This is a genomic window from Caryophanon tenue (genome assembly GCF_001700315.1).
In the GTDB taxonomy this organism is placed as follows: domain Bacteria; phylum Bacillota; class Bacilli; order Bacillales_A; family Planococcaceae; genus Caryophanon; species Caryophanon tenue.
The window spans coordinates 1-18,938 of record NZ_MASJ01000004.1 but is presented as its reverse complement, the minus strand read 5'-3'; the positions used below and the strand labels follow the sequence as shown (position 1 = coordinate 18,938).

At 36.9% G+C, this 18,938-nt stretch carries 14 protein-coding genes and 1 other RNA gene; 10 read left to right on the top strand and 5 right to left on the bottom strand.

Translation table 11 applies throughout. From position 1 onward, the window contains the following. Nucleotides 1-7: 7 nt before the first annotated feature. Together A6M13_RS05695 and A6M13_RS05690 are read right to left on the bottom strand one after the other, a co-directional pair. Complete coding sequence (locus A6M13_RS05695; RefSeq protein WP_066543725.1) at nucleotides 8-799, bottom strand: ABC transporter permease; 792 nt, start codon at nucleotides 797-799, stop codon at nucleotides 8-10. Next, a complete protein-coding gene (locus tag A6M13_RS05690; protein ID WP_066543723.1) occupies nucleotides 732-1,580 on the bottom strand; it encodes an ABC transporter ATP-binding protein in 849 nt (282 codons plus the stop codon). Before A6M13_RS05690 ends, A6M13_RS05695 begins: the two co-directional genes overlap by 68 nt. A gap of 221 nt (nucleotides 1,581-1,801) precedes the next feature. On the opposite strand from A6M13_RS05690, the gene secG reads away from it, so the two are divergent. The 6 genes from secG to ssrA all read left to right on the top strand — a co-directional run bounded on the left by secG (nucleotide 1,802) and on the right by ssrA (nucleotide 6,927). After that, the gene (gene secG, locus A6M13_RS05685) at nucleotides 1,802-2,029 is read left to right on the top strand and encodes a preprotein translocase subunit SecG (protein WP_066543721.1); all 228 of its coding nucleotides are present in this window, start codon (nucleotides 1,802-1,804) and stop codon (nucleotides 2,027-2,029) included. A 193-nt stretch (nucleotides 2,030-2,222) separates the two neighbouring features. Continuing rightward, on the top strand, nucleotides 2,223-2,969 hold the full coding sequence (locus A6M13_RS05680) for an alpha/beta hydrolase (RefSeq protein WP_066543718.1): 747 nt from the start codon (nucleotides 2,223-2,225) through the stop codon (nucleotides 2,967-2,969). 29 nt (nucleotides 2,970-2,998) lie between these two features. Then, nucleotides 2,999-5,380 carry a ribonuclease R gene (gene rnr / locus A6M13_RS05675; RefSeq protein ID WP_066543716.1) on the top strand — a complete coding sequence of 794 codons (2,382 nt, stop codon included), beginning with the start codon at nucleotides 2,999-3,001 and terminating at the stop codon, nucleotides 5,378-5,380. A 49-nt stretch (nucleotides 5,381-5,429) separates the two neighbouring features. Further along, nucleotides 5,430-5,894 (top strand): SsrA-binding protein SmpB, encoded by a 465-nt coding sequence (smpB, locus tag A6M13_RS05670; protein ID WP_066543714.1) that lies wholly within the window; start codon nucleotides 5,430-5,432, stop codon nucleotides 5,892-5,894. 12 nt (nucleotides 5,895-5,906) lie between these two features. Further along, nucleotides 5,907-6,374 carry a hypothetical protein gene (locus tag A6M13_RS05665; protein ID WP_066543712.1) on the top strand — a complete coding sequence of 156 codons (468 nt, stop codon included), beginning with the start codon at nucleotides 5,907-5,909 and terminating at the stop codon, nucleotides 6,372-6,374. 196 nt (nucleotides 6,375-6,570) lie between these two features. Then, nucleotides 6,571-6,927: a transfer-messenger RNA gene (gene ssrA / locus A6M13_RS05660) on the top strand. A gap of 133 nt (nucleotides 6,928-7,060) precedes the next feature. Here ssrA and A6M13_RS05655 read toward each other — a convergent pair. Then, nucleotides 7,061-8,227, bottom strand: coding sequence for a site-specific integrase (locus tag A6M13_RS05655; RefSeq protein WP_066543709.1), 1,167 nt, complete (start codon nucleotides 8,225-8,227; stop codon nucleotides 7,061-7,063). Nucleotides 8,228-8,328: 101 nt separating this feature from the next. Then, nucleotides 8,329-8,583 (bottom strand): helix-turn-helix domain-containing protein, encoded by a 255-nt coding sequence (locus A6M13_RS05650; RefSeq protein ID WP_066543706.1) that lies wholly within the window; start codon nucleotides 8,581-8,583, stop codon nucleotides 8,329-8,331. Nucleotides 8,584-8,811: 228 nt separating this feature from the next. On the opposite strand from A6M13_RS05650, the gene A6M13_RS05645 reads away from it, so the two are divergent. Next, nucleotides 8,812-9,057, top strand: coding sequence for a hypothetical protein (locus A6M13_RS05645; RefSeq protein ID WP_066543705.1), 246 nt, complete (start codon nucleotides 8,812-8,814; stop codon nucleotides 9,055-9,057). A 541-nt stretch (nucleotides 9,058-9,598) separates the two neighbouring features. Next, the gene (locus A6M13_RS05635) at nucleotides 9,599-12,571 is read left to right on the top strand and encodes a hypothetical protein (protein WP_066543703.1); all 2,973 of its coding nucleotides are present in this window, start codon (nucleotides 9,599-9,601) and stop codon (nucleotides 12,569-12,571) included. Between the two features lie 286 nt (nucleotides 12,572-12,857). Here A6M13_RS05635 and A6M13_RS05630 read toward each other — a convergent pair whose 3' ends face one another. After that, the gene (locus A6M13_RS05630; protein ID WP_066543701.1) at nucleotides 12,858-13,196 is read right to left on the bottom strand and encodes a helix-turn-helix domain-containing protein; all 339 of its coding nucleotides are present in this window, start codon (nucleotides 13,194-13,196) and stop codon (nucleotides 12,858-12,860) included. Nucleotides 13,197-13,345: 149 nt separating this feature from the next. On the opposite strand from A6M13_RS05630, the gene A6M13_RS05625 reads away from it, so the two are divergent. Both A6M13_RS05625 and A6M13_RS05620 read left to right on the top strand, forming a co-directional pair. Further along, entirely contained in the window at nucleotides 13,346-13,708 is a 363-nt protein-coding gene (locus A6M13_RS05625; RefSeq protein ID WP_066543699.1) for a hypothetical protein, read from the top strand. A 156-nt stretch (nucleotides 13,709-13,864) separates the two neighbouring features. Beyond that, nucleotides 13,865-18,553, top strand: coding sequence for a DEAD/DEAH box helicase (locus A6M13_RS05620; protein ID WP_066543695.1), 4,689 nt, complete (start codon nucleotides 13,865-13,867; stop codon nucleotides 18,551-18,553). The last annotated feature ends 385 nt before the right edge of the window (nucleotides 18,554-18,938 follow it).

The following is an 18,938-nucleotide window of genomic DNA, read 5'->3' as shown; positions in this document are numbered from 1 at the left end:
AATCCTCCTAGTTTGTCGCGCGTGGTGTGATGCCCCATTTGCGTAATACTTTTTTCTCGATTGCTACGAATACGAAGTTATCGATAAGTGAACCGATAATCGCAATAATGATCATAATGCTAAAGACTAAGTCCATTGATTGTAATGAACGTCCAAGGTCAAGTAATGTACCTAAACCACCGCTACCGCCTAATAACTCACCGGCAAGAACTGCGCGCCATGCGAGTGCCCATGCCACGCGGAAACCTGAAATGAGCTGAGGGATCGTTGCAGGGAAAATGATTGTACGGAATAAATGGAAGCCTGTTGAGCCCATTGTGCGCGCAACACGTAAATGAAGCGGTGGCACACTTTTAAAGGCTGTGCTCGCGGCAATTGTAATGGACAATGTTGCACCAAGTACAACGATGAAAATAACAGACGATACGCCTAACCCGAACCATAAAATCGCTAGTGGGAACCAGACGATATTTGGAATCGATTGTAATGTTGTAACGAAAAAGCCAAGTGTATCATCGACTAATTTATATTTGTAAATTAAAAAGCCGAGCAGTAAACCGAGTACAACAGCAATTAAGAAGCCAATTAATAAGCGACTTAATGACACCCATGTTGCATCTAATAATTGACCAGACATAATACCGTCAATAAAGGTTTTAATAATAGTTGTACCACCTGGATCATTTGGAATGATAAATGGTGGCCACATAAAGGCTGGGAAAATAGCTGCTTTAGATATTGCTTCCCATATCGCGATCAGGATCACTATGAACCCGATTCGTTTTAAGGCTGTACTCACTGCCGAACTCCTCCTTCAATACTTTCTCCATCTCTTGCTGGAGTTCTTCTAAAATACGATTTTCTAAGTTAATCGTTAAACTATCCGCTGTACGTGGACGCGCTGCTTGAACGTCGTATACATTTTTCATGCCACCTGGACGCGTTTTCATTAGCACGATGCGATCTGATAATACGACAGCTTCACGAATGTTATGTGTCACGAAAATAATCGTTTTCTTCGTTTCACGCCATAAATTTTCAAGCTCTGTATGTAGCACCATACGTGTTTGTTCATCAAGTGCTGCGAATGGCTCATCCATCAATAAGATTTCTGGGTCCATTACGAGCGCACGTGCAATTGCAACACGTTGCTTCATACCGCCTGATAATTCATGTGGCTGGGCATTTGCGAATTTGGTTAAATGAACTTTTGATAACCATTCCATCGCTTTTGCATGCGCTTGCTTTTTTGGCATGCCTTTAATGAGTAAGCCGTACATCACGTTATCAATAACGCTCATCCACGGGAATAGCCCAGACTCTTGGAACACAACAATGCGGTCATTGCCTGGGCCTTTTACTGGTTGGCCATTTACAAGTACATCACCCGAAGTTTGTTTTTCTAAGCCGGCAATAATATTTAAGAGGGTAGACTTTCCACAGCCGGACGGACCGAGCAGTGAAATGAATTCACCTTTTTGAATTGTAAAGTTTACGTTGTCGAGCGCGATAACAGGATCGCTTTTTTTTACGTCAAATGCTTTGTGCAAATTCCGTAATGTAATATGATTTTCGGTCATAGTATATATGATTCCTCCAAATTTCTTATAAAACATAGTTTATTACTATGAATTGATGATAGATTATTTGTCGTGGTACGTCAACTACTTTTGATTATTATGAAGAAATATTGAAACGAGTCATAAAAACATTTACGCGTACGGCAGGGAAACATTGTCATTAACACAGGGATTTGTTATAATGTAGAGTGTTGTGAAGTTTCAAATTGGGAGGTGCAAATATGCATGAAGTTTTAATGGCGCTATTGATTATTGTTTCTTTAGCCATTATCGTCGTAGTTTTATTACAATCAGGTAAAAGTACAGGTTTGTCAGGTGCCATCTCGGGTGGGGCTGAACAACTTTTCGGTAAACAGAAAGCACGTGGTATGGATTTAATTTTGCACCGAGTAACAATTGTGTTAGGTGTATGTTTCTTCGTATTAACGATTGCTATTACGAAAATTTAATCGATTGTTATACAACGCGCCTGACCCAGCCTTGTGGTTAGGTGCTTTCTTTTTACAACTCCGACGAACATTTCTACTCCAGCTCATATTAACCCTCAATTTTAATCGCTTGAAAAAAGGTTGAAAACCGTACAAAAGCGATCTTTCCGCTTATAATAGAAGTATTACTGCAAGTTGTTGGAGGGCTCCAATTATGAAAACAATCATACAACAACCATTTTTCTTTGAGGCAGGAGACCGTGCCGTGCTGTTATTGCATGGATTTACCGGTAGCTCGGCTGATGTGCGCATGCTTGGGCGCTTTTTAGAAAAGAAGGGCTATACAAGTTTAGCGCCGCATTATCGCGGACATGGCGTTGCGCCAGAACAATTAATTGAAACAAATCCATCACAATGGTGGGCAGATGTGTTAGCGGCCTACGAACAGTTACGTGATGCAGGCTACACACAAATTGCGGTATGCGGTTTGTCACTCGGTGGCGTAATGTCCTTAAAACTTGCTTTAAATAAGCCAGTAACGGGTATTGTGACGATGTGTGCGCCAATGTCAATGCGCACAACCGATATCATGTTTGAGGGTGTGCTCAAATATGCGTCAGAATACAAACGCTTTGAAGGCAAGGACGAAGCCGTAATCGACGACGAAGTAGCGATGATTCGTGAGCAAGGTATGCCATCACTATCACAATTACGTGATTTTGTGTACAGTGTGCGTGAAGAAGTTGATGAATTGTACACACCATTATTTGTTGTACAAGCACGACATGACGAAATTATTGATCCGAATTCTGCTACGTATATTTATGAAACAGCGGAATCGACATATAAAGAAATAAAGTGGTATGAAGAAGCGACGCATGTCATTACGTTAAGTAATGAGAAGGCGCAGCTACATGAAGATATATATGCCTTTTTAGAAACGCTAGATTGGCAAATTTAACATCCCTAAAAGGGGAGGGGAATTATTTAATGACAAATTTACAAGACCGCATTTTAGCGGTAATGAATGAAGAAGATTTTCAAGCGTCAACAGTAAATGAGCTTGAGGAATTATTACAATTAGAAGATGCAACAGAATTTAAAGAGTTAGTGAAAACACTTGTGCGTATGGAAGCGCAAGGTCATATTGTACGTTCACGCTCAAATCGTTACGGTTTACCAAAACAAATGAATTTCCTACGTGGTAAATTTATTGGTCACCAAAAGGGCTTCGGTTTCGTAGCACCAGAAGAACAAGGGATGGATGACATTTTTATTCCACCAACAGAAACAAATGGTGCGATGAATGGCGATATCGTTTTAGTACGTGTTCAAAAAGAAACATCGGGTGATCGTCGTGAAGGTAGCGTCACAAAAATTGTTGAGCGCGGACAATCAACGCTTGTCGGGACATTTGAAGCAAACCGTGGTTTTGGCTTCGTTGTGCCAGATGACAAAAAATTATCAATGGACATTTTTATTGCGAAAGAACATACACTTGGTGCGATTGAAGGACATAAAGTTGTCGTGGAAATTACGCAATGGCCAGAAGATAATAAATCGGCAACGGGAATGGTTACACAAATTTTAGGTCACCGAAATGACCCAGGTGTCGATATTTTATCGATTATTTATAAGCATGGGATTCCACCAGAGTTTCCACAAGAGGTTGTCGATGCAGCGGCAGAGGTACCAGAGGAAATTAGTGAAGCTGATTTAGTTGGACGTCGTGATTTACGTAACGAAACGATTGTTACGATTGATGGCGCGGACGCAAAAGACTTAGATGATGCGGTAACGGTAACGAAAAATGACGATGGTACGTATAAATTAGGCGTACACATTGCAGACGTTAGTTATTACGTAACAGAAAACTCTATTTTAGACAATGAAGCATATGAACGTGCGACATCTGTTTATTTAGCGGACCGCGTAATTCCGATGATTCCACATCGTTTATCAAATGGTATTTGTTCGTTAAACCCACAAGTGGACCGTTTAGTATTATCATGTGAAATGATTATTGATGAAGCTGGACAAGTTGTAAGCCACGAGATTTTCCAAAGTGTTATTAACACGACAGAGCGTATGACGTATACAGATGTGTATCATATTTTAGAAAACCGTGACGAGCATCCAGAGCTAGTAGAGCGTTATGAGCCATTGATTCCATTATTTGAACGAATGGCAGAGCTTGCACAAATTTTACGTAATCGCCGTATGACACGCGGTGCAATTGACTTTGACTTTAAAGAATCAAAAGTGTTAGTCGATGAAGATGGGTGGCCGTCAGAAATTGTGCTACGTGAACGTACGGTTGCTGAGCGTTTAATTGAAGAGTTTATGCTTGTTGCGAATGAAACGGTTGCTGAGCATTTCCACTGGATGAATGTGCCGTTTATTTACCGTATTCACGAAGACCCAAAACCAGAGAAGTTACAACGCTTCTTTGAATTTGTGACGAACTTCGGCTTAATTATTAAAGGCTCAGGTGCATCGGTGCATCCGAAAGCACTACAAGATATTATTAAAAAAATCGAAGGTATGCCGGAAGAGCCAGTTATTTCAACGATGCTACTTCGCTCGTTACAACAAGCGAAATACTCGCCGGATTCACTTGGACACTTCGGTTTATCAGCGGACTTCTATACGCACTTTACGTCACCAATTCGTCGTTACCCAGACTTAATTGTGCACCGTTTAATTCGCACATATTTAGTGAATGGTGATACATCAAGTGCAACGATTGAAAAATGGGATGCTGTCATGGATGAAATTGCTGACCATACGTCAAAACGTGAGCGTCGTGCAGTAGATGCAGAGCGTGATGTAGATGCGCTGAAGAAAGCACAGTTTATGGTTGATAAAGTGGGCGAGCACTTCAATGGTATCGTGTCTTCTGTCACAAACTTCGGTATGTTTATTGAGCTGGAAAATACGATTGAAGGCTTAGTGCATATGCGTGAAATGACGGATGATTACTACCGCTTTGATGAACGTTCGATGTCGTTAATTGGCGAGCGTCACCGCCGTCAATTCCGTATTGGTGATGAGGTGGAAATCGAAGTAACAGCGGTTAACTTAGATGAGTCGTCAATTGATTTCCATGTAGTTGGCATGGTCTCAAACCGTGAGCGCCGCCGCGTAGAAGCACCACGCGTTGTACAAGCAGGTCGTCCGAAAAAACGCCGTGATACAGAGCGTTCTGAACGTCGCCCGTCAAATACAGGTGGCGAGAAAAAGCGTCTAGGTAGCAGTAAGAGCCTACGCGAAGGTAAGCGCAAAGATAAACAAGACCCACGCGGACAGAAAACGTCAGACGGGCCAAAGTTTTATGAAGGTATCGCGAAGAAGAAGAAAAAGAAAAAATAATTGATGCAGGGGCAAGCTTGCTTGTCCCGATTGTAATGAGGTGTTTAGGATGGCAAAAGGAACTGGTAATGTGCTTGCACAAAATAAAAAAGCAAGCCACGACTATTTTATTGAAGACACATATGAAGCTGGTATGGTACTAACAGGAACAGAAATTAAGGCGGTTCGTGCGGCGCGTGTGCAGTTGAAAGAATCGTATATCCAAATTAAAGGCGGCGAAGCATGGGTACAAAACATGCATATTAGCCACTTTGAACAAGGAAATCGCTTTAACCATGACCCATTACGTCACCGTAAATTATTGTTACACCGCAAGCAAATTGATGATTTAATCGGCAAAGTAAAGCGCGATGGCTACACGCTTGTGCCATTAAAAATGTATATTAAAGATGGCTATGCGAAGCTATTAATTGGCTTAGGTAAAGGGAAGAAAGATTACGATAAGCGTAACGACTTGAAGAAAAAAGAAGCAAAACGTGATGTTGAACGTGCTTTCAAAGAGCGTCAACACTAGTAGGAGTAGACAATGAAAACAAGTACGATTAATAAAATTAGTTTCGTGTTAGCGATTATCTGTTTTTATTTTGGGATTACGTGGTTATTCCCACAATCACATATTTCGTTCTCACCGGTCATTACGTACCAAGCAGAGGCGCAACATGCAAAGGACTTTAAAGCGTTGGCGACATCATTAAAAGACAATGACAACGCCAACGAAGTGATTGCGGAAGGGTTAGGCGAAGCGTGGGGCGAGCAATCAACGCCAATCGCAATGAATGCGAAAAGCTTTAACTATATCGAAACGCAATTAAATGCAGCCTACGCTGAAACGACAGATGAAGCGGTGAAAAAGGAAATTGATGCAGCCCTTGCTGATTTAAAAACATTAACAGAGCGCAACTGGAAAACACGTTATGCTTTACAAGATGACATCGCCAAAGTACATGTCCATGTCATTGATGCCATGGCACAATACGAAGCGACGATTCAATAGTCAAATAAGCGCCTCATCCGCAAAAAACAGAAGCTTTTTCGCGGTATGAAGCGCTTTTTACTTGAAGTTTGACGTTCTTTGTCTTATACTAAATATACATTTAGCCAGCAGTATCTACTCATACGGTACTGATTTACAATAGTGCGTTGTTTCACTATTGCCGTCGCAGTTTCACGACTGCACCTCGATTTTATTCGGGGACGTTACGGATTCGACAGGGGTGGTTCAAGCTCTGGTCGCGCGTCGGAGGTCTCGTCTTCGTCATCAACGGAAGTTATATAATAACTGGCAAACAACAAAACTTAGCTTTCGCAGCGTAAGCTCGTAGGCGTTCGGCTTTTGCATCGCCCATGTGCAGAAATCCCGGACTCAACTTTAGTGGGATACGATTACTGGTGCCACCTGAGTCAGTAGTAAGAAGACAGTAGGTTAGCGCTCTGGACGCCTGTTTACCGGCATAAGGAAGCGCGAATTGTAAATAGGTAGACTACACGCGTAGAAGCCGGCGTATTGGAGCTTCTGGACGCGGGTTCGACTCCCGCCGTCTCCATTTTATGGAATCATACGATTTCAACAGATGTCAAAACCCTTGATAAATAAGGGTTTTGGCGTTTTTTATTTATCAAGCAATTTCAATGAATATCAAACGAACGTAGTCAAAAACGTAGTCAAAACGTAGTCGAAAATTACATTTCAAGATAGCTCGCAAACTTCATAATAGCCTCTTCTTTCGCCTTTTTCGTTACGTGTGCATAGATGTTCATTGTCGTTTGAACATCACTATGACCTAAACGATCCTGTACTTCTTTTAAACTAGCACCCGCTTCGAATAAGAGTGAACAATGTGTATGACGCAAGCCATGTGTTGTAATTGTGCCTAGCTTATATTTCTTTTGCACATGTAAAATCCACTTACGTGTTTTCGTAGGCTGTAAATATTCATTTACTTCATTACTGAATACAAGTTGTTTTGGCTGCATCGTATTAAAGCCAAGCACTAAGTAATCTTGCTTTTGACGCTTTTTCCATTCTTTCATAACAGCCATTGTTTTATCGTCCATTTTAATTGTACGAGCCACGCCAGTTTTAGTTGATTTTACATATAGTTGATTATCTTTCCCGCGTGATAAGGCTTTATTAATGCGCAGCTCGTTTGTAGTGAAGTTTAGATCATTCCATGTTAAAGCAAGTGCTTCACCTTTACGCATGCCGCTAAACGCTAATAATCGGAATAATGCATACGCTTTATAATTGCTTTCTTTCTCTAAACATGAAAGAAATTCAATGAGCTGCTCTTTTGTGTAGAAGTTTTCCGCTTCCTCATCATCTTTTACAATCGCTTTTTTCTTAATAGCCGTTTCAACATGCATGAAAGGGTTCGTTTGAAGGTAGCCACGCTTTACTGCAAAGTCTAATACCTTTGCTGCATATGACTTCACTGTACGGAACTTTTTTAGCTTTCCCGCCCACTCATTTACATGCTTTTGGCATATATCAATCGTAATCTTTTCAATCTTGTAAGCGCCCATTGAAGGGAGTATATGATTTCGAAATAGGCCTGTTGTTTTAACGAATGTACTTTCCTCTACAGTATTTTCATATTGAACCACCCAAAGGTCATAAAGCTCCTGATACGTTTCGACACGCTCTTGCTTATATGTTCCGCTCGCTACTTCTAGCTTAATACGGGCAAGCGCTAATTCAGCCTCTTTACGTGTTTTAAAGCCACGTTTCATTGTACGCTTTTGTTTACCTGTTAGTGGATCAACCCCTAAATATGCAGGGAATTCATATCGTGTTTCGCCGTTCTTTAGTTTGTAGGCTTTTATTGGTGATACTTTCTTTTTAGTCATGTCAGTATTTCCTCCTAAATCAGTTGCGGGGGCAAATGATAAAAGAGAGGATTTACCTCATGATTATTATAACGAATCATACGGTAAATCCCCACCATAAATTAAAAACTATGCTCTTGGAAGAAGCGGTCAATTTCCTTACGTGATATACGCTTTACACCATCAATTTCACATACTTGTAGTCCAAGTGTACGGTATTTCATTAGTGTGTTATAAGATACACCAGCGTACTTAGCACCTTCCTTTAATGACAGCCACCCACTATCAATAAATTCATGGTGGGCGGCTTGTATGGCCTTTTGAACGGCTTTCGTAATAATATCTTCTAATTCGTTTGTTGCTACTTCTACAGTCATAGTCATGCTCCTTTATAAATTACTCCCCGCCACAATATCATTAATTGCTGCTGATAATTTATACGATGTAGGTGCAGCACAGTTTAGGAATTGTATTAAAAAATTTTTATGTACTGCTAAATAATAGTAAGTGCAAGTTTTTAATGGAATATTACAATGTTATTGTTTAATCATTAATTCCCCGCCACTATAAATCAAAAAGCGCTCAAAAGGGGGGAGAATATTACAATGCCTAAACATGGTGAAGTACGTAAAATATATGAGCAGCAACAGTTAGTTATGAACAAACAGCTTATAGATGAAAGATCTAAGAGTAATAAATCTATTAAGAATGAAACGGTTATCGAACTTTCAAGACTAGAAACGTATATTATAAAAGAGGTTTATTGCGCCAAATGTGAGGCATGGCAAGAAACGGATAGTCGTTATGCTATTACGGATATAGTGTGCCCTAACTGTTGTGTTAGATGGTGAGGGAAATGCCGCCCACTTTAAATTAAAATGCACTCAAAATATAAATATGAGCTACTGACACATCAGGTGTTGGTAGCTTTTTTGTATTTTTTCAGTTGTAAAATACAAAACCTATAAAATTTTTTTAAAAAACTATTTAACTCTCCTAAATTGGCTGCGTATAAATTCTGTGAGGTCGGTATGACCGTTTATATAGCAAATATAATTCATAAAAATTTCTCAGTGTTTTGATAAGTTGAAAGCAAAGGTCATTAAAGTTACATTACTGACTTAAATATGCAGCTAATTAAAGGTTTGTAAGGTTGATAGGTTAAATGTAATGGTCAATGCTTTATTACGTTGTTCGGTAATAAAAGTAGAGGTTTTTCAATAATTGAATGAATCACCCCCCCAGTACCTTTTAAATCAATACTTAGCGGAACATTGCGCGGGTGCTTCATTACACCTACGAGAAATTTTTTATGAAAGGTGTTGCGGATTAAAAAAAGAGACATTTTCATAATATACATATATGTAAATGTCCCCTTTGGAGGCGAAAATAGTGCAAGTCGATGTAGAAAGTTTAGTGAAATTTATTGGATATGCTTATGAGGGATTATCCGAATATCCATTTCAAGCATTTGTAGATGATGAAGATAGTAAAGCTAAAGGCAATAGTTACTGGGAAACTAATAGATCCAACTTAGCTAAAGCATTGCCTGTATTTATTGAGCGTTGTGATTTAGATAAAAGATCTTTATGTTTTTACACAAACGGTTCAAAAAAGGTGCGTAATATTGAGCGTATTCGTTTTCATTTTATTGATATTGATAGTGACGGTCGTTCAAAGCAAGAGCAGTTGGAATGTATCATGAATGCTCCTTTAAAGCCTACGATAATATATGAAGGACGGGCGGGCTACAAAGCATTATATCAACTTACAGATGCGCATTGGGATGCAACAACTGAACAAACGTTAGATGAATCTATCTACATATTTGAAAAAATTCAATTTCAATTAATAGGGTATTTTAAAGCCGACAGAAGTAGAAGAAAACCTAATGACTGTTTTAGATTACCCTTTACTAATAACTACAAAGAGTGGAGTAGTAATGGAAAGGTTTATCAAGAAAAAATCATATATGAAAATTATAATAATGTTTACACCCAGCAACAGTTGGCAGAGGCTTTTCCTCCAGGGGAAGAGCCAAAAAAGGCAGGGAAAGTAAAGTTATATAATATTTCAGACGAAATGGTACGAGAAACTATAAAAGTTTTTACAGATAATTTAGATCTTAATGGTTTAGATTATGTGGATTATGGAAATAAAATTGCTTATCAATGTCCTGTACATGGTGACAGTAAACCTTCCGCATATATCTTTTTAGATAATTTAATTTGCCATTGTTCAAATGGAGAAAATGGTGAATGTGAAATAGGTAATGGTAAAACGCTGAGCTGGCTTGCAAAGCATCAAGGTTGGGACGATTTATTAAAGTTAGCACTAGAGCTTGAAGCAAAACCAGCAGAAAAATATGAAAAAATCACGTTGGATCAATTACAAGCGTGTGAGTTAACACCATTGCTACCCCAAAAAACAAATTCAGATTCAGCTATAAAAAATATCGTGGAAAATATTACGAATGTAATGAAGAGTCGTAATATAAAAGTTGATAGGAATAGCTATTCAATATATTCAAGTTTAGTAGCTACAATGCATAATACAAAATCTAGTATTACAGTTTGGCCTATAGAGCCAGGTGGGGGGAAGAGTACAACGTTAATTGCTTATTTGAAATACATGCTGGAACACCATATAGACCAAGCTGGTACAATTGTTGTTGTTGAAAGAAATGAGACTGCTGAAATATTAGCCAAGGAACTAGGGAAATATGAAGTTCATTTTGAAGCGACAGAGCACACAGCTTATGATGCCGACTATTGGAAGTATCATAAAGCAGCGTATGTTATGCAAAGTGCATATACATATAAAGAATGTAAAAAGGAGTTAACCGAATATGAATATAACATTTGTGGTCGCTGTAGCTTTAAAACGACATGTAAGTTACCCAAGAAATATGAGATACAAAAACGATTCCCTATTGTTATTATGACTCATGCGCGGCTACAAATGGAGGGGGAGCGATTAAATAGCTATGCTAAATGGACAGCACCAGATGGTAAAGAGTATGTACGTAGAAGGTTAATAATTGATGAAAAGCCTCCGATACTTGAACATATTCAAGTAAGTACAATGGATATTGAAAAGCTAATATACGAATTAAAAAGTATGGAGTTGGAAATTGGACCTGAAAATATAAGAGCAGCAATTCAAATAATCAATGAGTTGAAAATGAAAATGCTTTTCAATGAGCGGGGTGTCAAAGTTCCAGCATTAGATAAATCGTTCAAGTTTGGCTTTGAGTCCATTTGGTACAAATATTATGAAGGCTCAGATGTGTCTTTGTTAAAGAACGTTGCAGCAGCCATAGCTCAAGAGGGGGTTATTACTGAATACAATAAGAAAATTACATATGCAACCACTAAAAAAATAGCGTATGATTTTTCAAATTATAATGTAGTTATTTTAGATGGTACGGCTAAATATGATTTAGAATATGGGTATTTTAATGATCTCCAGATAATAGATATACCAATATTAAAAACATATAATCATTTAACCTTCTATTATGATTCCACAATTTCTTCAAGTAAAACACGTTTATTCGAGGACAGTGAGTTGAAGAATAAGCTGGTACAATTTGTTCAAGAAAAATCAGTAGATAAGCCTATATTAGTGTTATGTTATAAATTTTTGAAAGAGTCTTTTGAAAGTATGTTTGCTAAAGAAATTAAAGCGAATAAGATAGCTATTAATCATTTTGGTAATGTAAAGGGCTCTAATAATTACGCACAGTATTCTTGTTTAGTTATTATAGGGATTGTTAGTAAAGGCGATCCTTATTATTTATGTAATTCAGGTGCTGTATTTGAAGAAGAGGCAGACTTAAAGTTAACTACTATAAAAAATGTAAGACGCTTCAATAATACTGAAATTGAAAAGTATAAATTAAGCGATCAAGTTGTCAGCAGCATTCAAGATATTTTGCGAATAAACATAAGAAATAATAGTGAAGCTAAGCAGTCGGCTGAAGTTTATGTTTTTTCGAGAGATACGGTTTTCGTCAATTTGTTACTAACATATTTCAGTGAAAGTCAGGTTGAAAATTGGAACTTGTTAGATAGTAAGCCAAAATGGTTTGATAACGTAGATCAACTATTTGAGTCACTCGAACCTAATCAAAAAATCACAAAAGCCTCGATGCGTGAGATATTAGGTTTAGAAGGGGCGGCGGGGAAAAAACAGCTACAGCGTATAATGCAATCGGAGGAATTCGAAGAGCTATTAATACACCATAATTTAGTTAGAGTGAATGCAAGGCAGTTTATGAAACAAAAGAAATGGAATCACTATATTAAATTAGGTAGTTATTATATAGGTTTAGGAGCAGCAGAAGAGGTTCTTAATAATTAGTAATCATATTCATATAGGCACATGCATTTGTAACAAAATCAATGCATGTGCCTTTTTATTGTATACATCTATTGCTTATATAGTAGATTTCTACGATAAGTTTAGAGTATTTATCTAATAATGAAATAGAAATATAGCTTGTCAAAATCAATAGATTTTTAGTGAATTTAACTAGGTTTCTTTCTCTATAGTGCTGTGAAAAGTTGATGTGTGGTGCGCTTACTTTAATTTAAAGCAGCACCAAACTGCATCAAATTTCTAACAGCCGCGCATTGCTTTGCGAATACTACTCGTCTTTCCATTGAATAAGGGATTCAACAAGAGATAATATTTTTTGTTGATCCTTTTTAGGACGACCATCAAGTAAGGAGATTATTTGCGTAAGTTCAATACTGAGCATTTTAGACGTGGCGGCAGGTTCACTAAAAAATTCAGACAAGGTTATATCCAACGCAACACATACTTTAGCAAGGCTATCGAGTGTTACATTCTTTTCGCCACGCTCTAGCTGGCCTATATACGTAGTATGCAATGCGGCCCTATATGCTAGCTCTTCCTGACTTAGTTTACGTTCTTTTCTATAGTAACGAATTCTTTCTCCGATATGGTTTGTTAAATCAGACATTCTATCACCTCTATAGTAATAGGATTGAGGAAATAGTAGGTTTTATCCATATACTATAGATATTTAAATATATAAATAAATACTATTGATATCATTTGTGTGGAGGTTTATTATATTTATAGCCAGAATCTATATGAAGGAGGGATCTTATGACGGATGAAGAAAAATTACGTATACAGTTGATGGATTGTAATGATGATTGGTATTTATTGACTTGCTTATGGGAAATGGATTATAAAATTAAGCAATTGAAGGAAGGATATTACCAACGCTACTTTCCTAAGAATTTGAAACGTAATTGGGGATTTAATTGTTGTCAATGCGGTGAAAGAGTACAAAGTGATAAGGATGAATTTTATTATATCGTGACAATTAAATGGAAAGATCCTCATAAACCTGGTAAACGATTTTGTTCTAGCCAATGTGCCGATATCTTTGTTTCTGAATCTGAGGCATGGATACTTAGAATGAAAAAAGTATATCAAGATGCGCGGATGAATGTAAGGAACTAAATAGTAAAGTAAAAGCACGCAATGTCTTTTGATGTTGCGTGTTTTAATTTGTAGATGTATGACTAAAGGTTTTATTATTATAAATTTCTATACTCCAATCTAAATTAGTTGGCTATAATGAAGTTGTAAAGAATTGAATTAAGGTAAGGTGATTAAGTGAGCGAAGAATTAAAAAGCGCAAAAAGCTTCATGTCTTTAGTAAAAGAGATGGATGCAGATTATGTGACGCAGCGTGATAGAGGGACAATGTTTGAATTAATGTCACGTACATACTTTAAAAATGAGCCGATGTATAATCGTTTATTTGATGCAGTTTGGACTTTAAATGAAGTGCCAGCTGAATACAGTATTCCTAAATCAGATACAGGTGTAGATTTAGTTGCAAGAGAACGTGATACAGGTTCATTAGTTGCGATTCAGTGTAAATACTATGCAGAGGATAAAACGATCCAAAAGAGCGATATTGATTCGTTCTTTAACGAGGTTGGCAAGAAGTTTTACTCTAAGGGTATTATCATTACAACAACGGATAAATGGGGTAAAAATGCAGAGGATGCATTAGTAGGACGTGATAAAGAAATTACACGTATTTCCCTGACACAGTTAAAAGACAGCCAAATTGACTGGTCTGAGTTTTCATTTGATAAGCCTGAGTACGTAAAGGTGCAACAAAAGAAAACACCTAGAGATCATCAACTTCCTGCTATTGAAGCTGTAGTTAAAGGCTTTGAGACTGTTAACCGTGGAAAGCTGATTATGGCTCCAGGTACAGGTAAAACATATACGTCGATGGCGATTGCTGAGGAAATGGCGAAGAAAAAAGACGGTATATTTCGAGTTCTATATTTAGTACCGAGTATCCAATTACTTTCACAAACGCTGCGCGGCTGGACTGCTGATACGAACTATCAAATGGATGCCATTGCTGTGTGTTCAGACAAGAAAGTAACAAAGCAAGAAACAAAAGGTGAGTATGAAGATATTACAGTAGCGGATATCGGTTTCCCAGCTACAACTAATACTGAAAAGCTATTAGAGTACAAAGCTAGAATCGAGGCTAATGCTGCTAAAGGCGATTTCTTAACAGTATTTTCAACATATCAATCAATTGATGTAATTATCGAGGCTCAAAAACAAGGATTTTATGAGTTTGATTTAGTTGTTTGTGATGAGGCTCATCGTACTACTGGAGCTACAGAGGCAGGTAAAGAAGACAGTAGCTTCACAAAAGTGCACTATGATGAAAATATTAAAACAGCAAAGCGTTTATATCAAACAGCAACGCCACGTGTATATGGTGATGCAGCGAAACAAAAAGCAGATGAAATGTCAGTCGTTATTGCGGACATGGATAACCCAGATTTATACGGTGAAGAGTTTTATCGTATTGGCTTTGGTGATGCAATCAGTCAAGGCATTTTAACAGACTATAAAGTAATGGTATTGGCCGTGGATGAGGAAATGGTTGCTCGTCGTTTCCAACAAATGCTGGCGAATAAAGATTCGGAGTTAGAATTTGATGACGTAACAAAAATTGTAGGCTGCTGGAATGGTTTAGTACGTCGTCGTAGTGATTCAGATATTGCTTTAGGTGCGCCTATGAAACGTGCCATTGCCTTTACTGGTACAATTCGTGAATCTAAATTAATCACAGACATGTTTACGCATGTAGTAGATCAATACTTATACCAAAACACAGAAGAAGAGCATGAACATCAATATGAAATTGAAATTGACCATGCAGACGGTTCAATGAATGCTTTGGAGAAAAATAAGAAGATTTCATGGTTAAAAGATGAAGTACCTGATAATACATGCCGAATTCTTTCAAATGCACGTTTCCTTACAGAAGGGGTAGATGTGCCTGACTTAGACGCAATTATGTTCTTAAAGCCACGTAAATCAAAAATTGATATTGCACAGGCTGTAGGACGTGTCATGCGTAAATCTCCTGGTAAAGATTATGGATACGTGATTTTACCGATTGGTGTACCAGCTGGAGCAGATACGAATAGTGTATTAGACAACAATGAAAAATACCGTGTTGTTTGGGAAGTATTAAACGCTCTACGTTCATTAGACGAGCGCTTTGATGCTACTATTAATAAATTAGAATTGAATAAGAAAAAGCCAGATCAAATTCAAATTATTGGTGTAGGTGATGCTCCAGAGGGTGGGGAGCTGACACAACAAACAGAACAGTTATCTATGATGTTAACAGAGGAAGACTTATCAGACTTAGAGCGTGCAATCTACGGTAAAATTGTTCGTAAAGTAGGTAACGTACGTTATTGGGAAGATTGGTCAAAAGATGTAGCTGAGATTGCTCAACAGCATATGCTTCGTATTCGAGTGATGTTAGAGGATACAGAGAGTGAAGCGAATAAAGAGTTCCAAAAGTTCATTAAGAGCTTACGTTACAATATCAATGATTCAATTAGTGAAACACAAGCTATTGAAATGTTAGCGCAGCACTTAATTACAAAGCCAGTATTTGAAGCTTTATTTGATTCGTATAGTTTTGTAATGAATAATCCTGTATCAAAGTCCATGGATAAAATTTTAGAGATCCTTGATGAACAAGGGTTAATGAAAGAGCAAGAGAAACTGGAATCCTTCTATGAAAGTGTTCGAGTACGAGCACAAGGTGTAGATAATTTAAAAGCTAAGCAAGATATCATCATTCAATTGTATGATAAGTTCTTCAAGGTAGGATTTAAAGAAACGACAGAACGATTAGGCATTGTTTTCACACCTACAGAAGTAGTAGATTTTATTATTCATTCAGTTGATGATGTATTGAAAAAACACTTTGGTAAATCGCTAGCAAGTGAAGGCGTACATGTATTAGATCCTTTCACAGGAACAGGTACATTCGTTACTCGCTTATTACAAAGTGGGCTCATTCCTAAAGACGATTTATTACGTAAATACACGCAAGAAATTCATGCTAATGAGATTGTCCTTTTGAGCTACTATATCGCAGCAATTAACATTGAAGAGACATTTCATAGCTTATCTGGTGGAGATTACGTTCCATTCGAAGGTATCGTTTTAACAGATACATTTGAAAGTATGGAAAATAAAAATTCATTTATTGATGAGTTATTTGATGAAAATAACGCACGACTGAAGAAACAACAAGAAAATCCTATATTCGCCATTATTGGAAACCCTCCTTATTCTATTGGCCAAACAAGTGTTAATAATGATAATAAAAATATTAGTTATCCGAAGTTAGAAAATCGTATAGAAGACACTTATTCTAAATATTCTAAAGCTAAATTAAAGAAAAGTTTAAATGATTCCTATATAAAAGCTTTTAGATGGGCTAGTGATAGACTTCAAGGGAAAGGGATAATTGGCTTTATTACAAATGCTGGATTTATTGATTCGCAAAGTGCGGATGGATTAAGACGGTGTTGGAATCAAGAATTTAATTATGTATATATATTTAATCTTCGTGGAGATCAAAAACGAACACAAGGAGAACAATCTAAAAGAGAGGGAGGTAAAATCTTTGGCTCTGGTAGTAGAACTCCCGCCGCAATAACAATATTAGTTAAAGATGGTTCCGAAGTTCATGAGATTAAGTATTGTGATATAGGAGATTATTTAACTAGAGAGGAGAAATTATCTAAAATCGAGAGTTTTACATCGATAAAAAATGTTGAATGGACTTCTATAATTCCAGATGAAAATTTTGATTGGATAAATCAAAGGGATGCTGGGTATAACTCATATATATCATTATTTAATGAAAATGAGCCTAAACAATCAATTTATAATAGACAATTAACAGGAGTTTCTGCTGCTAGGGATGTTTGGGTAGTAGGTTTTGATAAAAATAAAGTTATTGAAAATGCAAAGCAATTTATCGATAACTATAATAGTGAATTATTAAGATTATCAGATGTTTCAAATCCAGAAGAAAAACTGAGTTTAGCAAATAAGGCTGAGACATTTTTAAAATGGTCAGCTAAATTAAATGATCTATTTAAGAAAAATAAAGAGCTTTCTTTGACAGGGAAATTAGTTTTAACGTTGTATAGACCTTTCGTAAAAAAATGGATTTATTGGGATAATTATTTGAATGAAAGACCAAGTAGTTATCGTGGAATCACAGATTTCATGGGAGATGTAATTTATATGCAAGGAGCGGGTTCTAAAAAAGATTATTCTTGTATAGTTACAGATATCTTACCAAACTTCCAATTAATTCATAATGGGAAAGGATTCCCACGATATGCATCTAAGGATGTTTTTGGTCCTGTTTCGAATTTGAATGCAAATATTTTAAAAACATTTAATTTAGATGAGAACGAGTTAATTTGTTATATGTATGCTATTTTACATTCACCTGAGTATAAGCGGAGATATGGAAATGATCTCTCTAAAGATTATCCGAAAATCCCTATAGTAAAGGATATAAAAGGCTACGTTGCTATTGGTAAAAGATTAATGGATTTACATGTGAATTATGAATCCGTAGATATTTATACTGGGGTAGAAATTGTTTCAAATCAAAATCCAAGTTTTAAGGTTTTAAAGATGAAACATCCTAAAAAAGGAGTTTTAGATACTATTATTTTTAATAATGATATTACAATTAGAAATATTCCTTTAGATGCTTATGATTATATTGTTAATGGTAAACCTGCTATTCAGTGGATTATGGAACAGTATCAGTATAAAATTGATAAGGCATCGGGTATCGTTGACGATCCAAATCTATATTCTGATGATGAAAAATATATTTTCAATTTATTGCTACGAGTAATAAATGTATCAGTTCAAACTAAAGATTTAATAAATAGTTTGCCACCGTTAGAAATTGTTGAGTGATTAATAAAGATGTGTTAAAAATAAGCGTAGTCAAAAACGTAGTCAAAAAAATCAATTACCCCCGCAAGCATTGATATATCAGTACTTTGAGACGTTGGGTTCGACTCCCGCCGTCTCCATACATAGGAATCAACAGATTTCAAAAAAGACCGAAACCCTTGGTAAATAAGGGTTTCGGTCTTTTTGTGTTTTTAGCCGATATTGTGCTGTGGCATTCAATTTGGGAGTCAACTTATGAGTGAAAATCATTCATATTTCATTTTTTTAGTAACATGAGCATAAATGTTCATCGTGGTCTGCACATCGCCATAACCTAGCCGATCTTGTACTTCTTTAATCGTTGAATATTGCGAACAAAAAAGACCACTAGTGCGGAACATTAAGC

Bases quoted from the DNA above. Each gene is read 5' to 3' on its own strand.
- A6M13_RS05650 (WP_066543706.1), bottom strand. From the start codon at position 8,583: ATGACTGTAGAAGTAGCAACAAACGAATTAGAAGATATTATTACGAAA.
- A6M13_RS05665 (WP_066543712.1), top strand. From the start codon at position 5,907: ATGAAAACAAGTACGATTAATAAAATTAGTTTCGTGTTAGCGATTATC.
- A6M13_RS05630 (WP_066543701.1), bottom strand. From the start codon at position 13,196: ATGTCTGATTTAACAAACCATATCGGAGAAAGAATTCGTTACTATAGA.
- A6M13_RS05645 (WP_066543705.1), top strand. From the start codon at position 8,812: ATGCCTAAACATGGTGAAGTACGTAAAATATATGAGCAGCAACAGTTA.
- A6M13_RS05655 (WP_066543709.1), bottom strand. From the start codon at position 8,227: ATGACTAAAAAGAAAGTATCACCAATAAAAGCCTACAAACTAAAGAAC.
- A6M13_RS05690 (WP_066543723.1), bottom strand. From the start codon at position 1,580: ATGACCGAAAATCATATTACATTACGGAATTTGCACAAAGCATTTGAC.
- smpB (WP_066543714.1), top strand. From the start codon at position 5,430: ATGGCAAAAGGAACTGGTAATGTGCTTGCACAAAATAAAAAAGCAAGC.
- rnr (WP_066543716.1), top strand. From the start codon at position 2,999: ATGACAAATTTACAAGACCGCATTTTAGCGGTAATGAATGAAGAAGAT.
- A6M13_RS05680 (WP_066543718.1), top strand. From the start codon at position 2,223: ATGAAAACAATCATACAACAACCATTTTTCTTTGAGGCAGGAGACCGT.
- A6M13_RS05625 (WP_066543699.1), top strand. From the start codon at position 13,346: ATGACGGATGAAGAAAAATTACGTATACAGTTGATGGATTGTAATGAT.
- secG (WP_066543721.1), top strand. From the start codon at position 1,802: ATGCATGAAGTTTTAATGGCGCTATTGATTATTGTTTCTTTAGCCATT.